This is a genomic window from Hymenobacter sp. NBH84 (assembly GCF_014217645.1).
GTDB lineage: Bacteria > Bacteroidota > Bacteroidia > Cytophagales > Hymenobacteraceae > Hymenobacter > Hymenobacter profundi.
This window is the reverse complement of record NZ_CP043644.1, coordinates 3,762,806-3,784,987: the sequence shown is the minus strand read 5'-3', so window position 1 is coordinate 3,784,987 and position 22,182 is coordinate 3,762,806. Positions and strand designations below refer to the sequence as shown.

Below are 22,182 nucleotides of genomic sequence, written 5' to 3'. Positions count from 1 at the left end.
GAGAATGTATGCGAAAGTAGGGAGAGGGTAGGAGAACGTCATTCCGATTAACCCCACCCCCGGTCCTTCCCCTCCGGGAAAGGGGGGGCAGACGGTATCAAAACAGTTCGTCAGAACGCACCCCTCTCCCGGAGGGGAGGGGCCGGGGGTGGGGTAGCGCTACCGCAGAATCTCGATAGATTCCTGCGCAATCTTGCCGTACTGGTCTTTCAGATTGTCGTAGACCATGCCCGTGCACAAGCACATTTTGCGCTCGTTTTCCTGCAAGATGGGGTAGTTCTTGCAACTCATGCAGCCTTTCCAGAAGTCGTCGCTTTGCGTGAGCTCGGGGAAGGTGGTAGGGCGGTAGCCCAGCTCGCTGTTGATTTTCATCACAGCAGCGCTGGTGGTAATACCGAAAATCTTGGCTGCCGGGTACTTCGTGCGCGAGAGTTTGAACACCTCGTGCTTGATGGCACGGCCCAGGCCTTCCTTACGCAGCTCGGTGTTCACGATCAGGCCCGAGTTCACCACAAACTTGGCGTCGTCGAACGTCTCAATGTAGCAGAAGCCGGCCAACTCACCTTCTACGAAGGCGATGATGGCGTCACCGTTCTGGATTTTCTTGATTAAGTAATTCGGCTCGCGCTTGGCGATGCCAGTGCCCCGCGTCTTGGCCGACTCAACGTACCATTGGCAAAGGGTGTCAACATATTGAATGTCGGCGAAAGTAGCGACGCGTAAGTTCATGGAGATACGGCGATGCTTGCCTACGCAGGGGTAGGCAAAATGTCTCGAAAAGCAGGATTGCGAAAAGAGAGCCGTTGCTGCCGAGAAAGGCAGTTTTAGGCAACCGGGGCCGGCGGGACGGGTACTCGGGTAGGACTTCCATAGCCGGCTAGCACATGCTGGTAGCCGGGCTGACTGGGTCGCCAGAAGACCCATAATCAGCGCATGAATAACTGTCCTACACCCGTCGTCGCATCATTTCGGTTGAGTTTGTTTCCGGCCGGCTACCGAGCAGGTTAGGTGCACGGCGGAAAATTTTTGCAAACATAAACCCCGTAAAGGATATTGCAAGCTTTTACTGAAATTTACCCTCGTTGGTTGTGGAATTAACCAATTCTTAATCAAGGGGTTGTCAGCGTTGCAAAAATCACATTGGGATAATAAAGTTTGAGCAAGTAACGCGCCAAAGCGCTTTTGAGTATTGGCAAGTGCACGTAACCAATATGTTACGTATGTGCTCCGAATAGGACTATTCGGTTGCAGCTATATAACACACGCTAGCTGTAGCAGTTCATTTTAAAGACAAAATTTTACCTGGCCGATACTGTTGCTTGCACCGCGCAGCTCATAAATATAAAGCTACTCAAGAGCGTCATGTCGAGCTTGTCGAGACATCTTGCGCGCTGATATCAGATAGTAAATGCCTTGCTAAAGGATAAAACTGCTTGCGGACGTTAGCACGTAAGATGTCTCGACAAGCTCGACACGACGCTTTACTTACTCTCTCTACCTGGTTTCTATATGGCAGCCGTCAGTACGAAGCTCGTTTAGCAGAATCCCGTCAGGCGACTACCGGCGTCGGACCGGTAACGTAAGCATCTCCTCCATGAAAGAACAACTGAAAATAGTAAAGATAGGCGGCGGCATTCTGGACGATCCAGAGAAGCTGTACCAGTTCGTAGCCGAGTTTCACCGCCTACCCGGCCTGAAGGTGCTGGTGCATGGTGGTGGCAAGGGCGCTAGTACCTTGCTGCAAAGCCTCGGCATTGAGCCCCAGATGGTGAACGGCCGCCGCATTACCGACGCCGCCACGCTGGATGTGGTGACGATGTTCTATGCTGGCAAAACCAACAAGCTGCTGGTGGCCCTACTTCAGGAGCGTGGCACCAATGCCCTAGGCCTTTCCGGTGCCGATGGCGACGTGCTGCGCGCCACCCGCCGACCGATAGGTGCGGTCGATTACGGCTACGTTGGCGACCTGACCGATCAGAGCGTGAACACGCCACTACTGCAAACCCTACTCAGTGGGGGCCTCACGCCCGTATTCTGCGCCATCACCCACGACGGCCAAGGGCAACTGCTCAATACCAACGCCGATACCATTGCCAGCGTGTTGGCTCGTGCACTAGCACCATTTTATGAGGTAGCCCTGCATTTTTGCTTCGAGAAAGACGGCGTATTGGCTGACGTGCACGACGACAGCTCGGTGATTCCGCAAATCACGCCCGCGCTGTTTCAGGAGCTGAAAGCCAGCGGCGCTATTGCGGCCGGTATGCTGCCGAAGTTGGAAAATGCCTTTGCCGCCTTAGATGCAGGGGTAGAAAAGGTCATCATCGAAAACGCGTTGAAAATCAACGAACCCGTGAAAACTGTGCTATGTCAAAGCTAGTAGACCAGTTGACCGAGGAAGCCATTCAACTGCTGATGGCGTTGATTCGCACACCATCTTACTCGCGGGAGGAGGCGGATACGGCCACGCTGCTAGAGCAGTTTCTGCAAGCACACGGTGCCGAAGTGCACCGCGACGCCAATAACGTGTGGGCCATGTCACGCCACTGGCAGGAGGGCCGCCCAACGGTCCTACTTAACTCCCACCACGACACCGTGAAGCCCGGCGCCTCCTGGACCGCCGACCCATTCGGGGCCGCAGTAGTAGGCGACAAGCTCACCGGCTTGGGTAGCAACGACGCGGGCGCTTCCGCCGTGAGCTTGCTGGCGACGTTTCTCTACTTTGAGGAAAACCCGTTGCCCTTCAACTTGCTCTGCGCCATCACGGCGGAGGAGGAAGTATCGGGCGCTAACGGTATCCGTCGCCTGTTGCCCCTACTCCCTACCATCGACTTGGGCATTGTAGGAGAGCCGACACAGATGGACCTGGCCATTGCCGAAAAGGGCCTCGTGGTGCTGGACTGCGTAGCGCACGGTCGCACTGGCCACGCCGCCCGCGAGGAAGGCGACAATGCCCTCTACAAAGCTTTGGATGACATTCAGCTACTTCGCAACTACCAGTTTTCCCGCGTGTCGGAGCTGCTGGGGCCAGTGAAGCTCTCCGTCACGCAAATTCAGGCCGGGACCCAGCATAATGTAGTACCCGACCGTTGCACGTTCGTGGTAGATGTACGGACGAATGAGCTGTATTCCAATCAGGAAGTAGTCGATATTATTCGTGCTATGGTAGGTGCCGAGGTGACGCCGCGCTCTACCCACCTCAATTCTTCACGCATTGCCCTGGAGCACCCGTTGGTGCAGCGTGGGTTGGCGCTGGGTAGGAAAGCATTCGGCTCCGTCACGCTCTCCGACCAAAGCATGATGCCCTTTACGACGGTGAAAGTAGGCCCCGGCGACTCGGCCCGTTCCCATACCCCCGACGAGTTTATTTATTTAAGCGAGATTCGCGGCGGGGTGCGTGGCTACGTAGAGCTGTTGCAGGGACTAGAATTAGAGACTAAAAACTAGAAGCTAGTTTTACCTTTTAGGAATATGAAAATCTGGGAAAAAGGCATTCCTGTAGATGCCAAAATCGAGCAGTTTACCATTGGTCAAGACCGGGAACTGGACCTGTATCTGGCCAAGTTCGATGTGCTGGCTTCCAAGGCGCAGGCCAATATGCTGGCGCAGGTAGGCCTGCTCACGTCGGAGGAAAACCAGCAGCTGCAACAGGGCCTCACGGAACTGGCCGATCAGGTGGAAGCCGGCACCTTCACCATTGAGGACGAGTTTGAGGATGTGCACTCCAAAATTGAGTCCTACCTCACGGAGAAGTTCGGCGACGCGGGCAAGAAGATTCACACGGCCCGCTCCCGCAACGACCAGGTGCTAACGGCTATTCAGCTGTTTTTGAAGGACTACACCGAGCGCGCCGCGGCTAAAATCGTACAGCTGGCGGAGGTGATGCTGCAAAAAGCAGAAGTGCACAAAGCCGATTTACTACCTGGGTACACGCACTTCCAAGCCGCCATGCCCAGCAGCTTCGGGCTGTGGTTTTCGGCGTATGCTGAGCACTTGCTGCTGGATTTGGCGTTGTTCGAAGCCGCCCACACCGTAGCCGACCAGAACCCGCTGGGCTCCGGCGCTGGCTTCGGCAGCAGCTTCCCCATCAACCGCCAGCAGACTACGCAGGAACTCGGCTTCGGCAACATGGCCGTGAGCAGCGTGGGCGCCCAAATGCTGCGCGGCAAGACGGAAAAAACGCTGGCCTTCGCGCTGGCCGGGTGCGCCGCTACCCTCGCCAAGATGAGCTACGATCTGGTGCTCTACAACTCGCAGGATCTGGCCTTTGTGGAGTTGCCGGCCGCCTTCACCACGGGCTCCAGCATTATGCCGCACAAGAAAAACCCCGATGTGTTCGAGCTAATTCGGGCGCGGTGCAATGCGTTGCAGGCCCTGCCCAACACTATTACGCTCACCATCAGCAACCTGCCCAGCGGCTACCACCGCGACTTCCAGATTCTAAAGGAGCTGCTCTTCGAGCCGATGACGCAGTTCCTGGATATTCTGGACATCGTGTTGTTTGCCCTACCCCAGCTGCGCATCAAGCCCAACCTGCTGGCCCAGGACAAGTACGACGGCGTCTTCTCAGTAGAGAATATCAACCAGCTCATTCAAACCGGCACACCCTTCCGCGAAGCCTACCAGCAGGTAGGCCGTGCCGTGAACGAGGGTAGCTACGTGCCACACAAGGAGTTCCAAACCACTCACTTGGGCAGCGTGCACAACCTGAGCTTGGAAGAAATCGAAGCCAAGCTGGCGCGGGTGCGGCAAGGAAGTAGGGTGCTGGGCGGAGAGCAGTAATCAGCTGTCATCCTGAGCGGCGCGAAGGACCTTATTACGTTGGCACGAGTCGTTCGCACGATATTGTTCAGCGTGATAAGGTCCTTCGCGCTGCTCAGGATGACGATAGGTAGGTAACCTTCACGCGCTTCACAAGCGGCACCGTGAACTGAACATTTGCAGGCTTACCGTTCTGCCTACCCGGCCGAAACTGCCCGATGGTGCGGAAAGTCTCGGCTAAGGCGGGCGTAACGGCTTCTTCCGATTCGGCAGCGGTAGGCCCGAGTGCTGGTCGGCGCACGTGGCCAGTTTTATCAATGATAAACGTAACAACGGACATGGGCCCGCTAGCCGCGCCGCCGTGCACGTGGCTGGTTATGAACGACTGCAACCCATCCATACCACCATCCAGGTAGGCGGGCTTCTGCTCCACATACGTATAGATTTTATCGCCATCCAGCATAGATGTGTTTGGTTTTTGCGACGACACTGCATTGGGCGCTGAGGTAGCCATTTGAGCACGCGCAGCAGGGATGAGTAACGCTGAGAAACCGAGGAGAGTGAGGGCGCCGAGCAACGGGCGTGGTAGAGAAGTAGGCATAGGTCTGAGTAGGCTTAAGTAGAAAACTATTTTCTGTTTTTTGAGGAAGTGGATGACGTAAAAGTGATTGGTATGGTGTAATAAACATCTACTGGAATATCATTTTGTTCGCCTGGGGTCCAGCAAGGCATGAGTTGTATAACGCGTATTGCCTCAGCATCTAGAATAGGAGATAAGCCCCTTTCAATCCGGATACTGTCAACTGTACCTGATTTGGTTATTCGACATTTAACCCAAATTCGGCCTGATTGAGTGGCACTTAGTGGATAGCGGACATTGCTTGCAATGAATTGTCGAAGTGCTTTATCTCCTCCGGGGTATTCAGGCATTTTCTCCACATACATACCTAGCACTTCTGGTTGGAAGCTCTGCTTGGTAGTGGTAGACTTCACCTGCGCCCACGCTTCCCTACCCGACAACCCCAATCCGCACACCAGCACCAGCGCCACCAGAAACCGCCGCAGCTTGGAGCGCAGCCGCGGCTGCGGAGCCGCGGCCAACTGGCTTTGCCGGAAGCGGCCACACAACTGGCCATCGGGCGAGGCGGCGCGGGCGGCGGCCAGGTCGGCGGCGGTGCTGTTGGTGAAGTCTATTACCTCGTGGTTGCAGTGGGCACAGTGGCGGCCTTGAGCCGTTGGTGTCATTTGCTGCCAGTCTTCAGAGCAGGCTTGCAGATGCACGTTAAGGATAGGTAGGGGTAGCATAGAGGCGTGATATATAGCAGTAGTAAAGTAAATTACGCTGAAAGACTACTTCTTATTGCAGATGCGCAGAGCGCGTTGCTGAAACAAGTTGATATAGGCGACTGTCCGCGAGCAGATGCTGTTCATACCATCTTCATGCTGCGCAATAAAGCTTTATTGTAACCCGCTCAAAACAATCTCTGATTTTTGTGCTTTATGTCCGCATCTGACGGCTACGATTGTGTGAGTATCTTTGCCGCTTACCCCGCAGGGGGTGTTGTTTCTACTTTGCCTTATGTCATCTCTTCAGAATTATCCCCGCTTCACTTTAGGTAATACGCTGACCACGGAGCAACTGGAGTTTTTTCGGCAGTATGGATTTCTGCATTTTCGACCTTTTCTGACCCCCGATACTGTGCAGGATTTGCTGCGCGCGTCGGAAGACGTGCAGAGCAAATGGCTGGCCGAGGGGGTAGAGAAAGTAAACGGCGTGCCCATCAAATACGGTAAGGATGTGGACGGCCAGCCCATTGTGCAGCGGTTTGCTTTCGCCTCACACCACAGCCCCGTACTGCGCGAGTTCCTGAAAGATCCACGCCTAGAAGCGTTGTTTCCCTTGCTAGAAGCTCCCGGCGGGCGCATCGGCGAAAACGAGAAGGACGGCCTTGTCATCAACCACTACGTGAACGTAACGGGCTCCGAGTTCTCGCAAATGGGTTGGCACACCGATTCTCTGCGCGACGTGTTCTACGGCAAGCGCATTGGTCCGATGCTGAACGTAGGTGTGCACCTCGATGGCACGCCGGCTACCAATGGCGGCCTGCGCCTGCTGGTAGGTACACACACGCAGAGCCTGCGCAAAATGCTGTTTCGTAAGAAATACTACAAAGACGTAGACTCTGACCCCAACGAAATAGCCGTAGAAACCGAGCCCGGCGACCTGACCGTGCACGACGGCCGCATGTGGCACCGCGTGGCCCGCTCGCCGCTGGTAGGTGAGGTGTCGCGCCGCCGTGTCATGTACATTCCTATTATCTCGGGCAAGTACGAGCCCAAAAACGAGGAAAGTCCTACGCCGTTTTACCTGCGCTTTCTGCATTTGGTGAAGTAGCGTAAGGACTACAAGGCTGTCATGCTGAGCGCAGCCGAAGCATCTCTATCGCAGCGCTAATTCTATTCATTATGAATTACTATCGGTAGAGATGCTTCGGCTGCGCTCAGCATGGCGGTTTACGCGTAATTGGCAGGATACCACCAAAAATAATCCTATGAAAACGGCACTTATTACCGGCGCCTCGCGGGGTATTGGGCAGGCCATTGCCACCGAGTTGGCGCGGCACGGCTACCATGTACTACTCACGGCGCGCTCCGAAGAGGCCCTGGAAACAGTAGCCGCTACCCTGCGCCAGCAGTTTGGGGTAGAGGTGCACGTGCTGGCCGCCGATCTGGCCGCGGCCGATGGTCCGGCCCGCGTGGCGGAATGGGCCACTGCCACCGCGCCGGAACTAGCTGTGCTAGTGAACAATGCTGGCTACGGACTGTGGGGCAGGTTTGAAGAATTGGGCCTGGATGAGCAGCAACAGATGTTGCGCCTGAATATGCAGGTGCCCGTAGAGCTGACGCACCGCTTGCTCCCTGCGCTGCGCCGCCAGCCCAAGGCCTACATCCTGAACGTGGCCAGTACCGCGGCCTACCAGGCGGTGCCTACCCTATCACTCTACGCAGCCAGCAAGGCGTTTCTGCTCAGCTTCAGTCGCGGCCTGCGCTACGAGTTGCGCAACTCACCGGTGTCCGTCACCTGCCTCAGCCCCGGCTCTACCACCACCGACTTTGCCAATCGAGCCGGCATGAACGACGCCCTGCAAGCCACCGCCAATAAGGTCTCGATGACGCCGGAGCAGGTAGCCAAAGCCGCCGTAGTGGCCCTACTGGCCGGCGAGGCCGAGCTGATTCCGGGGGCACTCAATAAGATTTCCGCCACGCTCACCAGCTTCGTACCCAAGTCGCTGACAGAGAAGATTGCGGCCGGTATCTACGAGAAGCATTTGTAGGAAATAGTGAGTAGTGAGTTTGTGAAGTGGTAAGTAAAAAGCGCCTGTCATGTTGAGCTTGCGAAGGACCTTCTGCCAGTTGAACGAGTCGTTGTTACACTTATCGTTCTACCATGAGAAGATCCTCCGCTGCGCTCAACATGACAGGCGCTTTTTACTTACCACTTCACCACTTTCCCCGCCAGGTAATAGCAGCCGAAGGCAAATGGCACAGCTGCCAGCACATCGTAGGTATAGTGTGCGTGCTGTATTAGCACTAATGTGGCTACAACCACTGTCAGGACGGCCAGCACTTGGCGCAGCCGGCCTCTACCTACTGCCAGGGACAGGAGGGCCAACGTGGCGGTATGACCTGAAAAGAACAGGTCTTTGGTGATGGGAGTAGGCGAGGCGTAGAAGAAACGCTCTACCACTGGGTCGTGTAGCACTAGCAGGTGGGCAGGTGCTTCCAGGGGGAATAGCCACAGCGTAGTTATGCGCAGCAAGTGTAACAAGGCATAGGCCCACAGCGCCCGCAGCAGCAGGGTAGGGCGAGGCAGTAGGTAGACCAAAGCCACCGCAATGCTCAGGTAGATAACCTCAAAGGTAGGCGCAGATACGTCGCGGGCGGGTAGGGCGTCCAGCAGAGGGTCGGGTAGCACCGTACCTGGCCGCGCCTGAATGAAAGCAAAGAAGAAAGGCAGCGCGTAGGAAATACCCAGCAACAACAGCACCACCACAAGCAGCCGCAGGCGGAAGGCAGGATGGTATCGAACTGCCGACCAAGTGAGCGGGCGCGCCGGTGTGGTAGTGGCGGGAGAACTAGAAACGAGCATGCGAGAAGGAGCTTCGCACTATAAAAGGGTAGGTGCAGTACAAAAATAACACTCTGAAAGCAGGTATGCGAAAGTGGTGCCATCGGCGTACTTTAGGACGTTTTTTCATGCCCTCTATCCACTGCCTATGCCTCGTTTTTCTACGCTGCTCACTACCGCCTTGGCGCTGACTACCCTGCCGGCCCTGGCCCAAAACGCTGCCCTCAATGCCCGTATTGCCAAGCTGGCGGCGCAGGAAGAAAGCAAGGTGATTGCCTGGCGGCGCGACATCCACGAGCATCCCGAGCTGGGCAACCAGGAAACCCGCACGGCTGGTATCATAGCCGACCACCTCAAAAAGCTAGGCATTGAGGTGCAAACCGGCGTGGCCCGCACCGGGGTAGTGGGCATTTTGCGCGGCGGCAAGCCCGGCCTCGTAGTAGCCCTGCGTGCCGATATGGACGGCCTGCCCGTAATGGAAACCACCGGCCTACCCTTCGCCTCGCAAGTGAAGACCACCTACAACAACCAGCCCGTAGGCGTGATGCACGCCTGCGGCCACGACACGCACGTGGCCATGCTACTGGGCGCAGCCGAAGTGCTAAGCCAGGTGAAAAAAGACCTGCCCGGCACCGTGAAGTTCATCTTTCAGCCGGCCGAAGAAGGCTCCCTACCCGGCGAAACCGGCGGCGCCAAGCTAATGGTGCAGGAAGGCGTGCTGACGAACCCCAAGGTAGACGCCGTGTTCGGTCTGCACATCAACGCCCAAACGGAGGTAGGCAACCTGCGCTACCGCCCCACCGGCGAAATGGCCGCTGCCGACGTGTTTACCATCAAAGTGAAAGGAAAGTCGGCGCACGGGGCCTACCCTTGGCTGAGCGTGGACCCCGTGGTGACGGCCGCGCAGATTATTCTGGGCCTGCAAACCATCATCAGCCGCCAAACAGAATTGACCAAGGATGCGGCCGTGCTAACGGTGGGCATGGTGCACGGCGGTGTGCGCAACAACATCATTCCCGAGCAAGTGGAGCTGACGGGCACCATCCGGACCCTGGACAAAGACATGCAGCAGAAACTGTGGGCCGATGTGCGCCGCACTGCTACCGGCATTGCCAGCAGCGCCGGCGCTACCGCCGAGGTGGAAATCGTGAACTACACGCCCGTGACCTACAACGACCCGAAGCTGACCGCGCAAATGGCGCCTACCCTGCGCGCCGTGGCGGGTGCTGGCAACGTGCAGGAACAGAAGGCCGTAACTGGCGCCGAGGACTTTGCCTACTTCCAGGAGAAGGTGCCGGGCTTGTTTGTGTTTGTGGGCGGAATGCCCAAAGGGAAAAACCCAGCGGATACGGCCCCGCATCATACCCCCAACTTTTTCGTAGACGAAAGCGGCCTGACGCTGGGCGTAACGACGCTAGCCACCCTCGCCGCCGACTACCTGGGAGCGAAACGGTAGGTATGCCTACAGAACGTCATTTCGACCAACGGGAGAAATCTCGCGTGCTCCCAATAATCTTTGTCAGTTGAGGTTAGCGCTGCATGCGATATTTCTCCCGTTGGTCGAAATGACATTCTACACCAACACCTTGCGCCCTACCCTCAACCCTCCGCGAAATCCATTTAATCCGCACAATCTGCGATGAATATTGCTTTAGTTACCTGCGACATCCTGGCTCAGTATGCCGCGCCCAATGTAGAAGACGAAGACAGCCTACTCACAAACTACCTGCGCGCGCAAGGCCACCACGTAGAGCCCCGCGTGTGGACCAACCCGGCCGTGGAGTGGGAAAAGTACGATGTGGTGCTCCTGAAATCACCCTGGGATTACTTCGACCGCATTGAGGAGTTCTACGCGTGGCTGGACCGGATGGAGCAGCTGCAAGTGCCCATGCTGAACCCCGCCGCCATAGTGCGTTGGAACACCAATAAGCGCTACCTGCGCGACATGGAGCAGGCCGGTGTGCGCATTGTGCCTACCCAGTGGCTACCCCGTGGCAGTCATTTTGATGCCGAAGCCGCCCACGCCGCGCTGCAAACCGACCACCTAGTGGTGAAACCAGCCGTGAGTGGCGGCGCCAAAAATACGTTTGCACTGCTGCGCGGCGAGTCTTCTATCCGCACACCTGACCTCAACGAGCTGCTCCAGCACGAAGACTTTCTGGTGCAGCCCTTCCTACCCCAGATTCAGGCGCAGGGCGAGTGGTCGTTGGTATACTTAGGTGGCGAGTACAGCCACTGCGTGCTGAAAACTCCCAAGTCCGGTGATTTTCGGGTGCAGCACTACCTGGGTGGCGGCATTCAAGCACGGCCCGCGCCGGAGAACCTGCGCCGCACCGCCGATGCCATTGTGGCCCAGTTTGCCCCCGACTGCCTCTACGTTCGCGTAGACGGGGTAGAAATCGACGGCGAATTGGTGCTGATGGAATTAGAGTTGATTGAGCCCTTCCTCTACCTCGCCACCGAGCCCACGGCCTTGGCACAGTACGAAAAAGCGCTGTCAGCTTTAAAAAGCTGAGGAGTTTTCTACTATTATTATCTGTCATCCTGAGCGGAGCGAAGGACCTTATGACCGCAGAACGAGTCGTTGATACGATAGTCGTTCTGCGGTCATAAGGTCCTTCGCTCCGCTCAGGATGACAGGTAGAATCGTCTACAAAATCCGACTAATCCGCTCTAATCCGTGATTATTGGAAACCATTCACCTCAAAGCCGCCATCCACGCTCAGACACTGGCCGGTGATGTAGCTGGCGGCGGGTAGGCACAAGAAAGCCACGGCCGCACTTACTTCCTCCGGCTCGCCTACCCGGCGCATGGGGGTGCGGTCGAGCACGCTTTGTAGAAAATCTGGGTTGCGGAGCACTGTTTCAGCCAGGGGCGTGCGGATATACCACGGCGCCACCACGTTCACGCGGATGCGGTCGGCGGCCCACTCCACGGCCAGGTTGCGGGTAAGCTGCACCATGGCGGCCTTGGTCATGCCGTAGATAGAGCCGGTGCGCACGTGCCGCAGCCCCGCCACCGACGAGATATTTACCACGCTGCTCCCCTCGGCAGCTTGTAGCAGCGGGTAGGCACCCTGGCACAACGCAAACGTCGATTCGAGATTGGTAGCCAGCAGAAATTGGAACTCGCTGGCGCTGTAGTCTACCGTGGGCTTGCGAATGTTGGTGCCCACATTGTTGACCAGAATATGCAGTCGGCCCCACCGCTCGCGCACCATATCCAGCACCTGCTGCCTACCCTCCGCCTGACTAACGTCGGCGGCCAGCGCGTGCGCATCGAGGCCAGCCGCTTGCCAATCGGCCACTTGCTGTTCCAGCGCTGGTGCGGTGCGGGCTACGGCCAGCACTGCGGCGCCTAATCGCAGTAACTCTTCCGTAATGGCCGCCCCAATTCCTTTGGAAGCCCCCGTAACAACGGCTACCTGCCCTTGCAGGGACCAGCGAGCCGCAGAAAAAGTAGATGTGACATCTGCCATAGCGAAGATTATTGTATAAGATTTCGGCCTTTCAAAAAAGAAAACAGGCAATGAGAAATTCCCGAATTTGTAAATTTAATATACTCATTGCACAATGCGTGGTATTGGCCTAAGCGCGATAGTCTACAAATGGGATTACTAGTTGTACGGGATAAGCCACTTGAGTAGAGAATAAAAATTGAGTTTGCTTACGTGTTGTGGATGCATATTAAAATATTCTTAATTTGGATACCCTGCTGTTAGCAGATTGTTCTACTTCCTTTCTTCCTTTCCAAACCACACTCATTTGTATGGCAGAAAACTACTCTGCTGCCGCCTTGCTATTGCTCGGCGGCCTAAGCATCGCTACGGCCCAAGCACAGCAAAAAGTGCCTACAGCGACTGAAAAACCAATTAAAAGCACTGCGCCAATGTTGGTAGAACTCCGCGGCGCGAAAACCAATTACTCGCTGAGTGAAGCCAGCAAGGCCTTACGCGAACAGTTGCAATTAGCTACCACCGACCAGCTCCTACGTGCCAAAACGTCGGCCGACGCGCTGGGGTATGTCCACGAAAAGTACCAACAATACTACCGGGGCATCAAGGTAGAGCACGGCGACTATACCGTGCACGCCAAACAGGGCCAGATTGAGAGCCTGAGCGGCCATCTTACCCGCATCGACAAGCTGGATGTGCAGCCAGCCCTGGCCGAAGCCGCCGCGTTGCAGCGGGCCATGAGCTTTGTGGGCGCCCGGCAGTATATGTGGCAGGATGTCTCCGAAGAAGCTTTCCTGAAAGAGCAGGAGCAAGACCCCATGGCTACCTACAAGCCCAAAGGCGAGCTGGTAGTGATTGGGGTAGGCGAAGGCGAAGCCAAAACGGTACTGGCCTGGAAGTTCAATGTGTACGCCAAGGCCCCCGTAAGCCGCGCCTACCTCTACGTGGATGCGCATTCGGGTGAAGTCGTATATAAGGACGATATCATCAAGCACGCCGCCACTGGCAGCTTTGCCACGGCCTACAGCGGTACCCGTTCGGTGGCCACCGACAGCTACAACGGCAGCTACCGCCTGCGCGAAATCACCCGCGGCAACGGTATCGAAACCTACAATTGCAGGAAAGGCAACAGCTACACCAGCGCCGTCGATTTCACCGACGCGGATAACAACTGGACGGCCGCCGAGTACAACAACGCCAATTTTGACAATGCGGCTGGCGACGCGCACTTCGGTGCCCAGGCCACCTACGATTATTGGAAGAACATCTTCGGCCGTAACAGCTACGATGGTGCTGGCGCCAAAATCAAAAGCTACGTGCACTTCGACGACACGCCCGGCGACGGCAAAGGCTTCGAGAATGCCTACTGGAACGGCTCGGTGATGACCTACGGCGACGGCGGCACCCGCTTCCGGCCGCTTACGTCGCTAGACGTATGCGCACACGAAATCGGCCATGCCGTATGCGAAAAAACCGCTAACCTGACGTATTCCTACGAGTCAGGCGCCATGAATGAGGGCTTCTCCGATATCTGGGGCGCCTGCGTGGAACAATACAATGCCGCCCGCTACGCCCTCACGAAAAATACCTGGCTGATTGGCGAAGACATCGACAAGCAACAGGCCGCTCTGCGCTCTATGAGCGACCCCAAAGCAATGGGACAGCCGGCCTACTACAAAGGCCAGTACTGGTATGCTGGCACCGCCGACAACGGGGGCGTGCACACCAACTCGGGTGTGCTCAATCACTGGTTTTACATCCTGACGCAAGGCAAGAGCGGTACCAACGAAGGTGGTAACAGTTATTCCGTGACAGGGGTAGGCATCACCGACGCGGCCAAAATTGCCTTCCGGACTGAGGACGTATACCTCACCTCGTCGAGCAACTATGCGGCGGCCCGCAGTTATTCCATTCAGGCAGCTACCGATTTGTTTGGGGCAGGCTCGGCGCAGGTAGTGGCTACTACCAATGCGTGGTACGCTGTGGGGGTAGGTGCGGCCTACTCCGGTGGCGGCACTACTACGCCACCACCCACCACGGTTGCCTACTGCACCTCGAAGGGCACTGATATATCCTACGAGTGGATTGACTACGTGAAGCTGGGTAGCATTGCGCGCACCTCGGGCAAAGACGGCGGCTACTACGATGGCACGGCCCTGAGCACGTCTGTTGCAGCTGGCTCTTCTCAGACCATTAGCTTCAGCGCGGGCTTTGCTTCTTCAGCCTACACCGAGAACTGGGACGTGTACATCGACTACAATCAGGACGGCGACTTTACGGATGCCGGCGAGAATGTAGTGGGTGGCAGCAGCGGCAGCAGCGGTACCCTAAGCGCCACCTTCACAGTACCAGCCACGGCCAAAACCGGCAAAACCCGCATGCGCATTGTGATGAGCGACAACTCGGTTACCACCAGTTGCGGCACCTATACCTACGGCGAAACCGAAGACTATTCCGTGAACATCACAGGCGGCACCCTGGCTGCCGACAACACGGGCGTAGCCAGCCTCACAGGCATCACCACCCTCGATGCCAAAGCGCCTGCGCGTCAGGTGTCTGTTTACCCCAACCCCGCCACCGACCACGTAGCCATTGCCCTACCCGACAACGGCACCATAGCGGGCGTGGAAGTGATGGATATCCGCGGGACGAAAGTAGCCGTACCGTATGCTGTCAAAGGCGAGTTGAACGTATCAAACCTGGCAAAAGGCGTGTACATCCTGAGCATCAGCGACGGGCAGAAAACCTTCCACCAGCGGTTTGTGAAGGAGTAGTACGTAATTCGCTACCCATAAGAAAAGGCCCGATGCACGCTGCATCGGGCCTTTTCTTGTTCCAATAGCTTCTGATCTACCTACATCCCACAGTAGGTAGTGGCCGCAAAATGTGCCTACCTACTCCACGGCGAGTACTCCAGCTTCAACTCAACCAACCCATACCCATCGTTGAGCGCGGAGCTGGAACGACCAAGGCCGGTACTAATATCGTCGAACTGGTCGGTGGTGGTGAAGTAGTAGGCGGCTTCGGCGGTGGCGTTGAGCTTGGGTGTGAGGCGCAGGGTTACGCCCAGGCCCACGGGTGCTACTATCGCCAAGGCAGGGTAGTCGCCGCGCTCGGGGCGCAGAAACGAGGTGTTGTCGTCGGGGCGGGTGGTGCCGTTGTAGGCTTTGGGACTGTAGAGGGCCAGGCCTACCCCCAGTTTCAAGTAGGGCTTCACAAGGGCTGTGGGCGCCGGCCGTGGGGTAGCATAATAAGCCCCATCGCGTAGCGGCTCGAAGCGCACGAATACCGTACCCGTGCCGTTGCGCCCCCGGAAAGCAAGGTTACGCTCGGGCAGGTAGTCCGTAGAACCTATCTGGAAGTAGGTAGCCTCGGTGCCTACCGTCCAGTGCGGATGCACGGGGTAGAGCACGCCCAGGCTGAAGCTGGGCCCGGGTAGTTGATTGCTGAGCCCCTTCGTCAGGTCGCCATTGTACAGGCCAACGCCGGCGCCAGCCGAAAAGCGTACCGGACCCCGGTAGTACGTGCGGGCCTGCATGTCATAATGCCGTTTGCGGCGCTCGGGGTGGTCCTGTGCACAAACGGACAGGGACAAGGCAACAAGGGCAGCAGACAGAAGGTAGGATTTCACGGGAGAGACGAAAGAGGTGGGTAGGGTAGGTAGAGAAAAGACCGTCATGCCACGCATAACGTTCAAACAGTAAGCTGCCGTTACTTAAACGTGCCCTGGGGGTCGGGCTGCTTGGCTATCAGCTCGCTAATGAAATTGAAATCGATGCTGGCCACGCTGTATTTTTGGCCTTGGTGCACGGCATTCCAAGCCTTGGCGTAGTCTTCCTGAATGTAGTACACGCGGGCCAGTTGCTGCCAGGCAGTAGCGTTGGTAGAGTCGGCGGCCAGGGCTTTGTTCAGAAAATCGGTGCTGGTCGATAGGTCTTTTTTCTTCTTGGTCTGCTCATACCGAATCAGGTAGAGGCTGCCCAAGTCGCTGAGGGCCTGGTTGTCGTTGGGTGCTAGGGCCAGCGCTTGGTTGAGCAGATCGATGGAGGCATCGGGGGTAGGCTGCTGGCTGGCAATCACACCCAGCCCGCGGTAGGGTAGGGGGTTCTTGGGGTTGAGCACCCACGCCAGGTTGAGACGGTAGGTAGCCGTGTCGATCTGACCTTCGTTGAGGTACTCGAAGCCTTTGGTAGCAAAAAAGTCGCTGGCCTCGGTGCGCGACGCAAAGCTTTTCTGGATGTTGCCCAAGTAGGTAGCGCCCAGCGCCTGCTCGGCCTGCGCCGCCGATAGCCCCCCAAACAACGGCTGCACCCGGCTGGCTGCCGTGATAGTGGTAGCAACCGACTCAGTTTTACTCTTGGATTTGGATTTGCGCTGCGCTTGCGCCGGTGTAGTAACCAGGAAAGCGAACAGCAGCGCGCAGGGAATCAGAATATTTTTCATCAAGCAAAAGAAGCAGGAAAACGAACGATAAAGTGGTAACGTGCAATGTTAGCTAACAAATATACAACGCCGCACCACGCAACTACAATGCTACCGTGGCAGCCGGCAATCCGCCCGCTGCCGGGCCGAGTACGTATGGGCTACTTCCTGTATTTCGTCTTACTCGCCTTATGTCTTTTCTTCGCTACGGACTGCCAGCCATCGTAGCCGGCTTGCTCTTGCTGCTGGTTGCCAACGAATATGCCGTGGCCCGGCCCAGTCGCCGCATCCGCGACGTTGCTTACGTGCCCCCTACCGACTCGGCCTACCTGGCCGGGCGCCAAGTGTTGGATGTGTACACGCCCCGCCGGCGCGGGCCGCAGCCCTTGCCAGTAGTGATTTTTATCCACGGTGGTAGCTGGAACAGCGGCAGCAAAAATCTGTATTCCTTTATCGGGCGGAGGCTGGCGAAGCAAGGGGTAGTGGCCGTCATCATCAGCTATCGGCTGGCCCCGCAGGTGCGCGTGCCGCAAATGGCCGACGACTGCGCCCGTGCCGTGGTCTGGACCACCCAACACGTGGCCGAGTACGGTGGCGACCCGCAACGCCTGTTCGTGATGGGCCACTCGGCCGGCGGTGGGCTATCGGCATTGCTCGCTACCAAAGACGAGTTGTTCACGCGTTGGGGGCTGGCCCGCAACCCCGTCCGCGGCGCCATCCTCGACGACCCCGCCGGCCTGGACATGCTCGACTACCTCCAAAAGATGCAGTACCCCGGCGACGAACAATATCTGGTGCCTTTCGGCAAAGACCCCGCCGTATGGCGCGCTACCTCCGCCATGTATTTCGTATCGGCCAGTAGCCCGCCTTTCCTACTGTTCGTGGGCGGCGAAACCTACCCCTCTATCCAGAGCAGCAGCGCCCGGTTTCGGGAGCGGTTACAGGCAGTAGGACAACAGCCCGGCTACACGGTGTTGCCGGGCAAGAAGCACGTCCCAATGGTGTTGCAACTATTCTGGCAGCACAACATCATCTATCAGCAACTGCTGAAGCTGGTAGGAGCGAAGTCTGAGTAGGTCGAAAAGCAGAACGTCCCGTGGCGCGCAGCGCAACGGGACGTTCTCGATATTTCTTCAGAGAGCGTTAGCCAATTGACTACGCCACTGACTCAATCTCAAAGCCGGCTTCCTGCACAGCCCGGATTACCTGCTCCGGCTGCACGTTGTTGCCTTGCACGGTCAGGATTTTGTTGGGGTCATCGGTGTCCACCTGCCAGCTGGAAATGGCGGTTTCTTCGTTCAGCGGGCCAGTGACGGCACGCACGCAGCCGCCGCAGTTGATGGTGGTTTTGAATTTTAAAGTATTCATGGAGTGTAGCAAATTAAGCCGAAAGGGCAGCTATTGAAGCTGCATGATGGCTGATTAGATAAGGATAGAACAAGAAACAGGGTAGAAAGTGTCGTGCAGAGGCGTGTAAGCTTCGGGTGGCAGTGTATAGAATTCGGTTTACTATTATTTCTGCCTTTGCTCAGCTATCTGCACTCCGCACTCGCTCGGCTATGCCGAGTGAGCCCTACGCCCAAGCAGCTCTGCTGCGCGCGTCTACTTCACGTTAGCGCGGTGTTGCGCAAACGGCGCGGCCGGATTTGGGGCACTGCCCCTCACACGTAGTCCTCACTCGGTACAGCCGAGCGAGGGCGGAAGCAACAAGCAAAAGGCTTACGCCGGCCGTTGCGGGCGCTTCTCCAGAATCAGTTGGGTGCGGTAGTCGTGCAACGTAGCCTCCAGGCCCACGGGGTACACGTGCGGGTTGAGGAAACGGCGGATACTGGGGTCGAGGCTCTGTACTTCCCGCAGAGCGCGGGCGCGGCTTTCAGCCAGAGTAGGAAGCTGATGCACCAGCTCGCCACGCCGGAAAATAGGCTCCAGCAGCTCCCGGAAATTAGTAGAGCGGATAGACCGCCGGCGCGTGAGGTCAGTGGGGTCTACAATGGTCAGCGACTCGGGTAGAGGCTCTGCGGTGTTGTAGAGCATGTCGGCGCGGGGCTGGCCTTTCTCGTTTTCGTAGCGGCGCACCTGCAAAATGCCGGGAATGCTGGTTTTAATGATCTGCTCCGACAGCTTCACGGTGTAGTCCCAGCCCGAATCGTCGGATTTGCGCAGCGCGGCCAGCTTGTACACGCCCCCCAGGGCCGGCTGGTTGTAGGCCGTTACCAGTTGCGTACCTACTCCCCAGGTGTCGATGCGGGCGCCTTGCTGTTTGAGGCTGGTGATGAGGTTTTCCTCCAGATCATTGCTGGCCACAATGCGCGTATCCGTGAAGCCGGCCTCGTCGAGCAGGGCGCGGGCCTCGCGGCTGAGGTAGGCCAAGTCGCCCGAGTCGAGGCGGATGCCGCCTAGCTCGTGGCCCTGCGCCCGCATCTGCCGGGCTACGTTGATGGCGTGGCGCACGCCTTCTAGCGTGTCGTAGGTGTCTACCAGGAAAACCGAATCGTCGGGGAAAGCCTGCGCGTAGGCTGAGAAGGCGGTTTCTTCGTCGTCGAAAGCCATTACCCAGCTGTGGGCGTGGGTGCCGCGCACGGGAATGCCAAACCGCTGTCCGGCCAGCACGTTGGAGGTACCATCGCCCCCACCCAGGTAGGCCGCCCGGCTCGCCGATAAGCCCCCGTCAAACCCCTGTGCTCGCCGCAAACCAAATTCCAGAATCTGGTCAGAGCCGGCCACTTCCCGCATGCGGGCGGCCTTGGTAGCAATCAGTGTCTGAAAATTGACGAGCGTGAGCAAGGCCGTTTCCACCAGCTGCGCCTGCAACAGCGGCCCCCGCACCCGCACCAGTGGCTCGTTGCCGAATACTACTGTGCCCTCGGCCACGGCATCTACATCGCAGGTGAAGCGCAGATCGCGCAGGTAGTCCAGAAACTTAGGGTCGAATAGCGCGGTGCCCTTGCTGCCGCGCAGGCTGGCGAGGTATGCCAGGTCATCAGGAGAGAATTGCAGCTGTTCCAGCCAGTCAACAGCGTAGGCCAGGCCCGCCGCCACGGCGTAGCCGCCCCCAAACGGTGGCTTGCGGAAATACAAGTGAAACACCGCCTCGCGGTCCTGCATGCCCTGTTGCCAATAGCCATAGGCCATGGTAAGCTGGTAGAGGTCGGTGAGGAGGGAGAGTGAAGGGGCGTAGAGCCCGGAGAGCGGAGCAGAATTCATGCAGTAACGCTTGGAAGCTAACCGATGGTACACTAGCTACCATCGGGCCATCAAGGTACGCGCTACCGGCGAACAAATAGCGGCCTAGCTACCGAAAACTATATTGCGTTTCGCTTCTGCGCAAAAGATATAATCTGCGTTTCTGGCCTGCTAACACCTACTGCCTGCTACCGTAGCAAAAAAAAAGCGTTCCGCAGAACGCCTTAGCAAGTGGCAGATAGATAAAGCGTTGTGTGCTAAACTACCCGATTTGAAACGACATAAGACACCAAAAACCGAAAGCCTGCGCCTTCGGTTTTTAGGGTCTGGATGTGGAAAGGAACGGAAAGGAAGTATGGAAAGGGTGAAACCGCTAGGAAGCGGTGGAAACAGAAGCCGGTAGGATGCTAGGGGAAGACAGCATCATAACGGCGATTAATTGGAGCAGGCCTTGTTGCGAGGTCGGTGGCTGATGAGAGTGTTGCATAGCTCGGAGGTCGAAGAGTATACCCAAAGGTCCTACTTCAAAGGCTCCCAAAAAAGGTAGTTTTCGATCAAAATGCGACTATAATATTTCTAATAAAATATATAACGATAAGCAATATTTTAGGTTGAATAAGATGGTTTATGCTTCAAAAATTGTTGGTGCGCACTCCAAATTGTGACAGAATCATTTTTTGAAAAATATTTTTATAATTCAGTTTTCCGTCTAAAACACAAAAAAGCGCGCTTCAGGGGCGCGCTTTCATGGAAAACAGCATAATATTCGTAGTAGCCGCGACGGGACTTTCACCCTACGATTGAAACCGAATTGATGCGCTTCCAACAGATGATGGAAGCCTGTTTAAGAGCCTATAACGCAATTCATAGTCGGTGCTAATCGGAATGAATCCGAAGTAATCCGGTTTTTTGTCCCCTAAATAGCTCCCCAGTATAGGTATGATGGGGGACAAAACATATATTTAGTGCAGCATTTCACCCCTGCACTATGCTGTCTATTTCTTTTTTGCTGAAGGAGCCGAACTCCTTGAAGCCCACTCCAATTTTTGCGTTTGTATCCTTTAGTGGGCGCCGTGTGAAGGTTGCAACTGGTCTGAAGATTTTGCCGCGCCAGTGGCTGAAGGGTGAGCAGGCGGCCCAAACGCGAGGGTTGAAGGATAACGGCCCGTTGAATGATCGACTGTCAAAGGTGCGCACGCTTTTAACGGATTGCTATAATCTGCACCTGAGCAACGGGAATCTACCCAGTGCAGAGCACCTACGCGCCGCCGTAGTATTAAAAGAGGCGGCCGCCGTCGAATCAGGACCACGTACTTTCTGGGAGTGCCACGCAGAATGGGAGGCTTTGACGCGTGCGGCCGGGCAAGTCCGGACAGCGCAGACATACGCAACGGCCGCACGTCATTTACGGGAGTTTGGGGAGGCGAGCGGAACAGCCATAGACTTTAACCTCATCACTCCTACATGGGGGGACAAGTACACGGCCTATCTACTCCATACGGCCAAACAGACAGACAACACCATACACAAAAATCTGTCGAGACTAAAGCGGTTCATGAAGTGGGCCGCCGAGCGAAACTACCACGATAGCACAGGGTACACGCGTCTTACCTGGAAGCGTCAGGAGCCGGATATTATAACGCTGACGGCTGAAGAAGTAGAGGCCCTGGAGGGGCTTGACTTGCCCAGCGGTGGCTACCTGGATAATGCCCGTTCTCTGTTTTTGCTGAGTTGCTACACGGGCCTACGATATTCAGATTTGGTGAGTATCAGGGCCGAGCACTTGCGCGGCCAAACTCTACGTCTTACCACGCAGAAAACCCGCGAGACGGTATCTATACCATTACAATCCCGTGCCCTGCCAATTGTGCAGCGAATGATAGCCGGCTTTATTCGGCCTGTCTCTAATCAGAAGTTGAATGACTATCTGAAAGAGCTAGGGCAGAGGGCAGCTATTACGGCCCCTGTAGAAGTCATTCGGTTTCGTGGCGGGAAGCGAGAGAGCCAAACAGTTGAGAAGTGGCAAAAATTGGGTTGCCATAGTGGCCGCAGAAGCTTTGTAACTCTAAGTCTGGAGAGAGGCTTGCGGCCCGAGCTAGTGATGAAGATTACCGGCCACCGGGACTGGAAGTCATTCAAGCGCTACGTCAACATTACAGAGCAGGCGGTAGAGCGTGAATTTGCCCGGGTGTATGAAATGCCGACGCTATTAAAGGTTGCTCAATAATCGAATTA

The 22,182-nt window shown here is 56.7% G+C and carries 20 protein-coding genes; 11 read left to right on the top strand and 9 right to left on the bottom strand.

Annotated features, from left to right (window positions below; translation table 11 throughout):
- Positions 1 to 159 precede the first annotated feature (159 nt).
- Positions 160 to 729 carry a GNAT family N-acetyltransferase gene (locus F1C16_RS15855; protein ID WP_185281594.1) on the bottom strand — a complete coding sequence of 190 codons (570 nt, stop codon included), beginning with the start codon at positions 727 to 729 and terminating at the stop codon, positions 160 to 162.
- 865 nt (positions 730 to 1,594) lie between these two features.
- Between F1C16_RS15855 and argB the strand changes: the two genes are divergently transcribed.
- The 3 genes from argB to argH are packed head-to-tail and all read left to right on the top strand — an operon-like array spanning position 1,595 to position 4,779.
- Positions 1,595 to 2,377, top strand: coding sequence for an acetylglutamate kinase (argB, locus tag F1C16_RS15850; RefSeq protein ID WP_185281593.1), 783 nt, complete (start codon positions 1,595 to 1,597; stop codon positions 2,375 to 2,377).
- Positions 2,365 to 3,444, top strand: a complete 1,080-nt coding sequence (locus F1C16_RS15845) for a M20 family metallo-hydrolase (protein ID WP_185281592.1) — start codon at positions 2,365 to 2,367, stop codon at positions 3,442 to 3,444. Before argB ends, F1C16_RS15845 begins: the two co-directional genes overlap by 13 nt.
- Positions 3,445 to 3,468: 24 nt before the next feature.
- Positions 3,469 to 4,779 carry an argininosuccinate lyase gene (gene argH, locus F1C16_RS15840; RefSeq protein ID WP_185281591.1) on the top strand — a complete coding sequence of 437 codons (1,311 nt, stop codon included), beginning with the start codon at positions 3,469 to 3,471 and terminating at the stop codon, positions 4,777 to 4,779.
- A gap of 94 nt (positions 4,780 to 4,873) precedes the next feature.
- On the opposite strand, the gene F1C16_RS15835 is transcribed toward argH, so the two are convergent.
- Both F1C16_RS15835 and F1C16_RS23370 read right to left on the bottom strand, forming a co-directional pair.
- The gene (locus F1C16_RS15835) at positions 4,874 to 5,359 is read right to left on the bottom strand and encodes a hypothetical protein (RefSeq protein ID WP_185281590.1); all 486 of its coding nucleotides are present in this window, start codon (positions 5,357 to 5,359) and stop codon (positions 4,874 to 4,876) included.
- 26 nt (positions 5,360 to 5,385) lie between these two features.
- Positions 5,386 to 5,688, bottom strand: a complete 303-nt coding sequence (locus F1C16_RS23370) for an energy transducer TonB (protein ID WP_374940604.1) — start codon at positions 5,686 to 5,688, stop codon at positions 5,386 to 5,388.
- Positions 5,689 to 5,737: 49 nt separating this feature from the next.
- Between F1C16_RS23370 and F1C16_RS15825 the strand changes: the two genes are divergently transcribed.
- From F1C16_RS15825 to F1C16_RS15815, 3 genes are all read left to right on the top strand, one after another.
- Positions 5,738 to 5,989, top strand: a complete 252-nt coding sequence (locus F1C16_RS15825) for a hypothetical protein (protein ID WP_185281588.1) — start codon at positions 5,738 to 5,740, stop codon at positions 5,987 to 5,989.
- A 348-nt stretch (positions 5,990 to 6,337) separates the two neighbouring features.
- On the top strand, positions 6,338 to 7,153 hold the full coding sequence (locus F1C16_RS15820) for a phytanoyl-CoA dioxygenase family protein (protein ID WP_185281587.1): 816 nt from the start codon (positions 6,338 to 6,340) through the stop codon (positions 7,151 to 7,153).
- A gap of 157 nt (positions 7,154 to 7,310) precedes the next feature.
- On the top strand, positions 7,311 to 8,093 hold the full coding sequence (locus tag F1C16_RS15815; RefSeq protein ID WP_185281586.1) for an SDR family oxidoreductase: 783 nt from the start codon (positions 7,311 to 7,313) through the stop codon (positions 8,091 to 8,093).
- A 158-nt stretch (positions 8,094 to 8,251) separates the two neighbouring features.
- Here F1C16_RS15815 and F1C16_RS15810 read toward each other — a convergent pair whose 3' ends face one another.
- A complete protein-coding gene (locus tag F1C16_RS15810) occupies positions 8,252 to 8,908 on the bottom strand; it encodes a phosphatase PAP2-related protein (protein WP_185281585.1) in 657 nt (218 codons plus the stop codon).
- 127 nt (positions 8,909 to 9,035) lie between these two features.
- Here F1C16_RS15810 and F1C16_RS15805 point away from each other — a divergent pair, with 127 nt between their 5' ends.
- Both F1C16_RS15805 and F1C16_RS15800 read left to right on the top strand, forming a co-directional pair.
- Positions 9,036 to 10,343, top strand: coding sequence for an amidohydrolase (locus F1C16_RS15805; protein ID WP_185281584.1), 1,308 nt, complete (start codon positions 9,036 to 9,038; stop codon positions 10,341 to 10,343).
- A gap of 183 nt (positions 10,344 to 10,526) precedes the next feature.
- Positions 10,527 to 11,402, top strand: a complete 876-nt coding sequence (locus F1C16_RS15800) for a RimK family alpha-L-glutamate ligase (protein ID WP_185281583.1) — start codon at positions 10,527 to 10,529, stop codon at positions 11,400 to 11,402.
- A gap of 169 nt (positions 11,403 to 11,571) precedes the next feature.
- On the opposite strand, the gene F1C16_RS15795 is transcribed toward F1C16_RS15800, so the two are convergent.
- Positions 11,572 to 12,366, bottom strand: a complete 795-nt coding sequence (locus tag F1C16_RS15795) for an SDR family oxidoreductase (RefSeq protein WP_185281582.1) — start codon at positions 12,364 to 12,366, stop codon at positions 11,572 to 11,574.
- Positions 12,367 to 12,656: 290 nt separating this feature from the next.
- Between F1C16_RS15795 and F1C16_RS15790 the strand changes: the two genes are divergently transcribed.
- Entirely contained in the window at positions 12,657 to 15,116 is a 2,460-nt protein-coding gene (locus F1C16_RS15790) for a M4 family metallopeptidase (protein WP_185281581.1), read from the top strand.
- A 116-nt stretch (positions 15,117 to 15,232) separates the two neighbouring features.
- Here the strand turns inward: F1C16_RS15790 and F1C16_RS15785 are convergent, their stop codons facing one another.
- Together F1C16_RS15785 and F1C16_RS15780 are read right to left on the bottom strand one after the other, a co-directional pair.
- Positions 15,233 to 16,021, bottom strand: a complete 789-nt coding sequence (locus F1C16_RS15785; protein WP_185281580.1) for an outer membrane beta-barrel protein — start codon at positions 16,019 to 16,021, stop codon at positions 15,233 to 15,235.
- A 32-nt stretch (positions 16,022 to 16,053) separates the two neighbouring features.
- Complete coding sequence (locus F1C16_RS15780; RefSeq protein ID WP_185281579.1) at positions 16,054 to 16,785, bottom strand: tetratricopeptide repeat protein; 732 nt, start codon at positions 16,783 to 16,785, stop codon at positions 16,054 to 16,056.
- A gap of 170 nt (positions 16,786 to 16,955) precedes the next feature.
- On the opposite strand from F1C16_RS15780, the gene F1C16_RS15775 reads away from it, so the two are divergent.
- Positions 16,956 to 17,840 carry an alpha/beta hydrolase gene (locus F1C16_RS15775; protein ID WP_185281578.1) on the top strand — a complete coding sequence of 295 codons (885 nt, stop codon included), beginning with the start codon at positions 16,956 to 16,958 and terminating at the stop codon, positions 17,838 to 17,840.
- 79 nt (positions 17,841 to 17,919) lie between these two features.
- Here the strand turns inward: F1C16_RS15775 and F1C16_RS15770 are convergent, their stop codons facing one another.
- Both F1C16_RS15770 and F1C16_RS15765 read right to left on the bottom strand, forming a co-directional pair.
- Positions 17,920 to 18,132: a heavy-metal-associated domain-containing protein gene (locus F1C16_RS15770; protein WP_185281577.1), complete on the bottom strand. Its 213-nt coding sequence runs from the start codon at positions 18,130 to 18,132 to the stop codon at positions 17,920 to 17,922.
- A 351-nt stretch (positions 18,133 to 18,483) separates the two neighbouring features.
- Positions 18,484 to 19,968, bottom strand: a complete 1,485-nt coding sequence (locus tag F1C16_RS15765) for a nicotinate phosphoribosyltransferase (protein ID WP_185281576.1) — start codon at positions 19,966 to 19,968, stop codon at positions 18,484 to 18,486.
- A gap of 967 nt (positions 19,969 to 20,935) precedes the next feature.
- Between F1C16_RS15765 and F1C16_RS15760 the strand changes: the two genes are divergently transcribed.
- Positions 20,936 to 22,174 carry a site-specific integrase gene (locus F1C16_RS15760; protein WP_185281575.1) on the top strand — a complete coding sequence of 413 codons (1,239 nt, stop codon included), beginning with the start codon at positions 20,936 to 20,938 and terminating at the stop codon, positions 22,172 to 22,174.
- Positions 22,175 to 22,182 lie beyond the last annotated feature (8 nt).

Bases quoted from the DNA above. Each gene is read 5' to 3' on its own strand.
- argB (WP_185281593.1), top strand. From the start codon at position 1,595: ATGAAAGAACAACTGAAAATAGTAAAGATAGGCGGCGGCATTCTGGAC.
- F1C16_RS15790 (WP_185281581.1), top strand. From the start codon at position 12,657: ATGGCAGAAAACTACTCTGCTGCCGCCTTGCTATTGCTCGGCGGCCTA.
- F1C16_RS15845 (WP_185281592.1), top strand. From the start codon at position 2,365: ATGTCAAAGCTAGTAGACCAGTTGACCGAGGAAGCCATTCAACTGCTG.
- F1C16_RS15795 (WP_185281582.1), bottom strand. From the start codon at position 12,366: ATGGCAGATGTCACATCTACTTTTTCTGCGGCTCGCTGGTCCCTGCAA.
- F1C16_RS15760 (WP_185281575.1), top strand. From the start codon at position 20,936: ATGCTGTCTATTTCTTTTTTGCTGAAGGAGCCGAACTCCTTGAAGCCC.
- F1C16_RS15800 (WP_185281583.1), top strand. From the start codon at position 10,527: ATGAATATTGCTTTAGTTACCTGCGACATCCTGGCTCAGTATGCCGCG.
- F1C16_RS15810 (WP_185281585.1), bottom strand. From the start codon at position 8,908: ATGCTCGTTTCTAGTTCTCCCGCCACTACCACACCGGCGCGCCCGCTC.
- F1C16_RS15775 (WP_185281578.1), top strand. From the start codon at position 16,956: ATGTCTTTTCTTCGCTACGGACTGCCAGCCATCGTAGCCGGCTTGCTC.
- F1C16_RS15780 (WP_185281579.1), bottom strand. From the start codon at position 16,785: ATGAAAAATATTCTGATTCCCTGCGCGCTGCTGTTCGCTTTCCTGGTT.
- F1C16_RS15785 (WP_185281580.1), bottom strand. From the start codon at position 16,021: ATGACGGTCTTTTCTCTACCTACCCTACCCACCTCTTTCGTCTCTCCC.
- F1C16_RS15815 (WP_185281586.1), top strand. From the start codon at position 7,311: ATGAAAACGGCACTTATTACCGGCGCCTCGCGGGGTATTGGGCAGGCC.
- F1C16_RS15765 (WP_185281576.1), bottom strand. From the start codon at position 19,968: ATGAATTCTGCTCCGCTCTCCGGGCTCTACGCCCCTTCACTCTCCCTC.
- argH (WP_185281591.1), top strand. From the start codon at position 3,469: ATGAAAATCTGGGAAAAAGGCATTCCTGTAGATGCCAAAATCGAGCAG.
- F1C16_RS15770 (WP_185281577.1), bottom strand. From the start codon at position 18,132: ATGAATACTTTAAAATTCAAAACCACCATCAACTGCGGCGGCTGCGTG.
- F1C16_RS15855 (WP_185281594.1), bottom strand. From the start codon at position 729: ATGAACTTACGCGTCGCTACTTTCGCCGACATTCAATATGTTGACACC.
- F1C16_RS15805 (WP_185281584.1), top strand. From the start codon at position 9,036: ATGCCTCGTTTTTCTACGCTGCTCACTACCGCCTTGGCGCTGACTACC.
- F1C16_RS15835 (WP_185281590.1), bottom strand. From the start codon at position 5,359: ATGCCTACTTCTCTACCACGCCCGTTGCTCGGCGCCCTCACTCTCCTC.
- F1C16_RS15820 (WP_185281587.1), top strand. From the start codon at position 6,338: ATGTCATCTCTTCAGAATTATCCCCGCTTCACTTTAGGTAATACGCTG.
- F1C16_RS23370 (WP_374940604.1), bottom strand. From the start codon at position 5,688: ATGCCTGAATACCCCGGAGGAGATAAAGCACTTCGACAATTCATTGCA.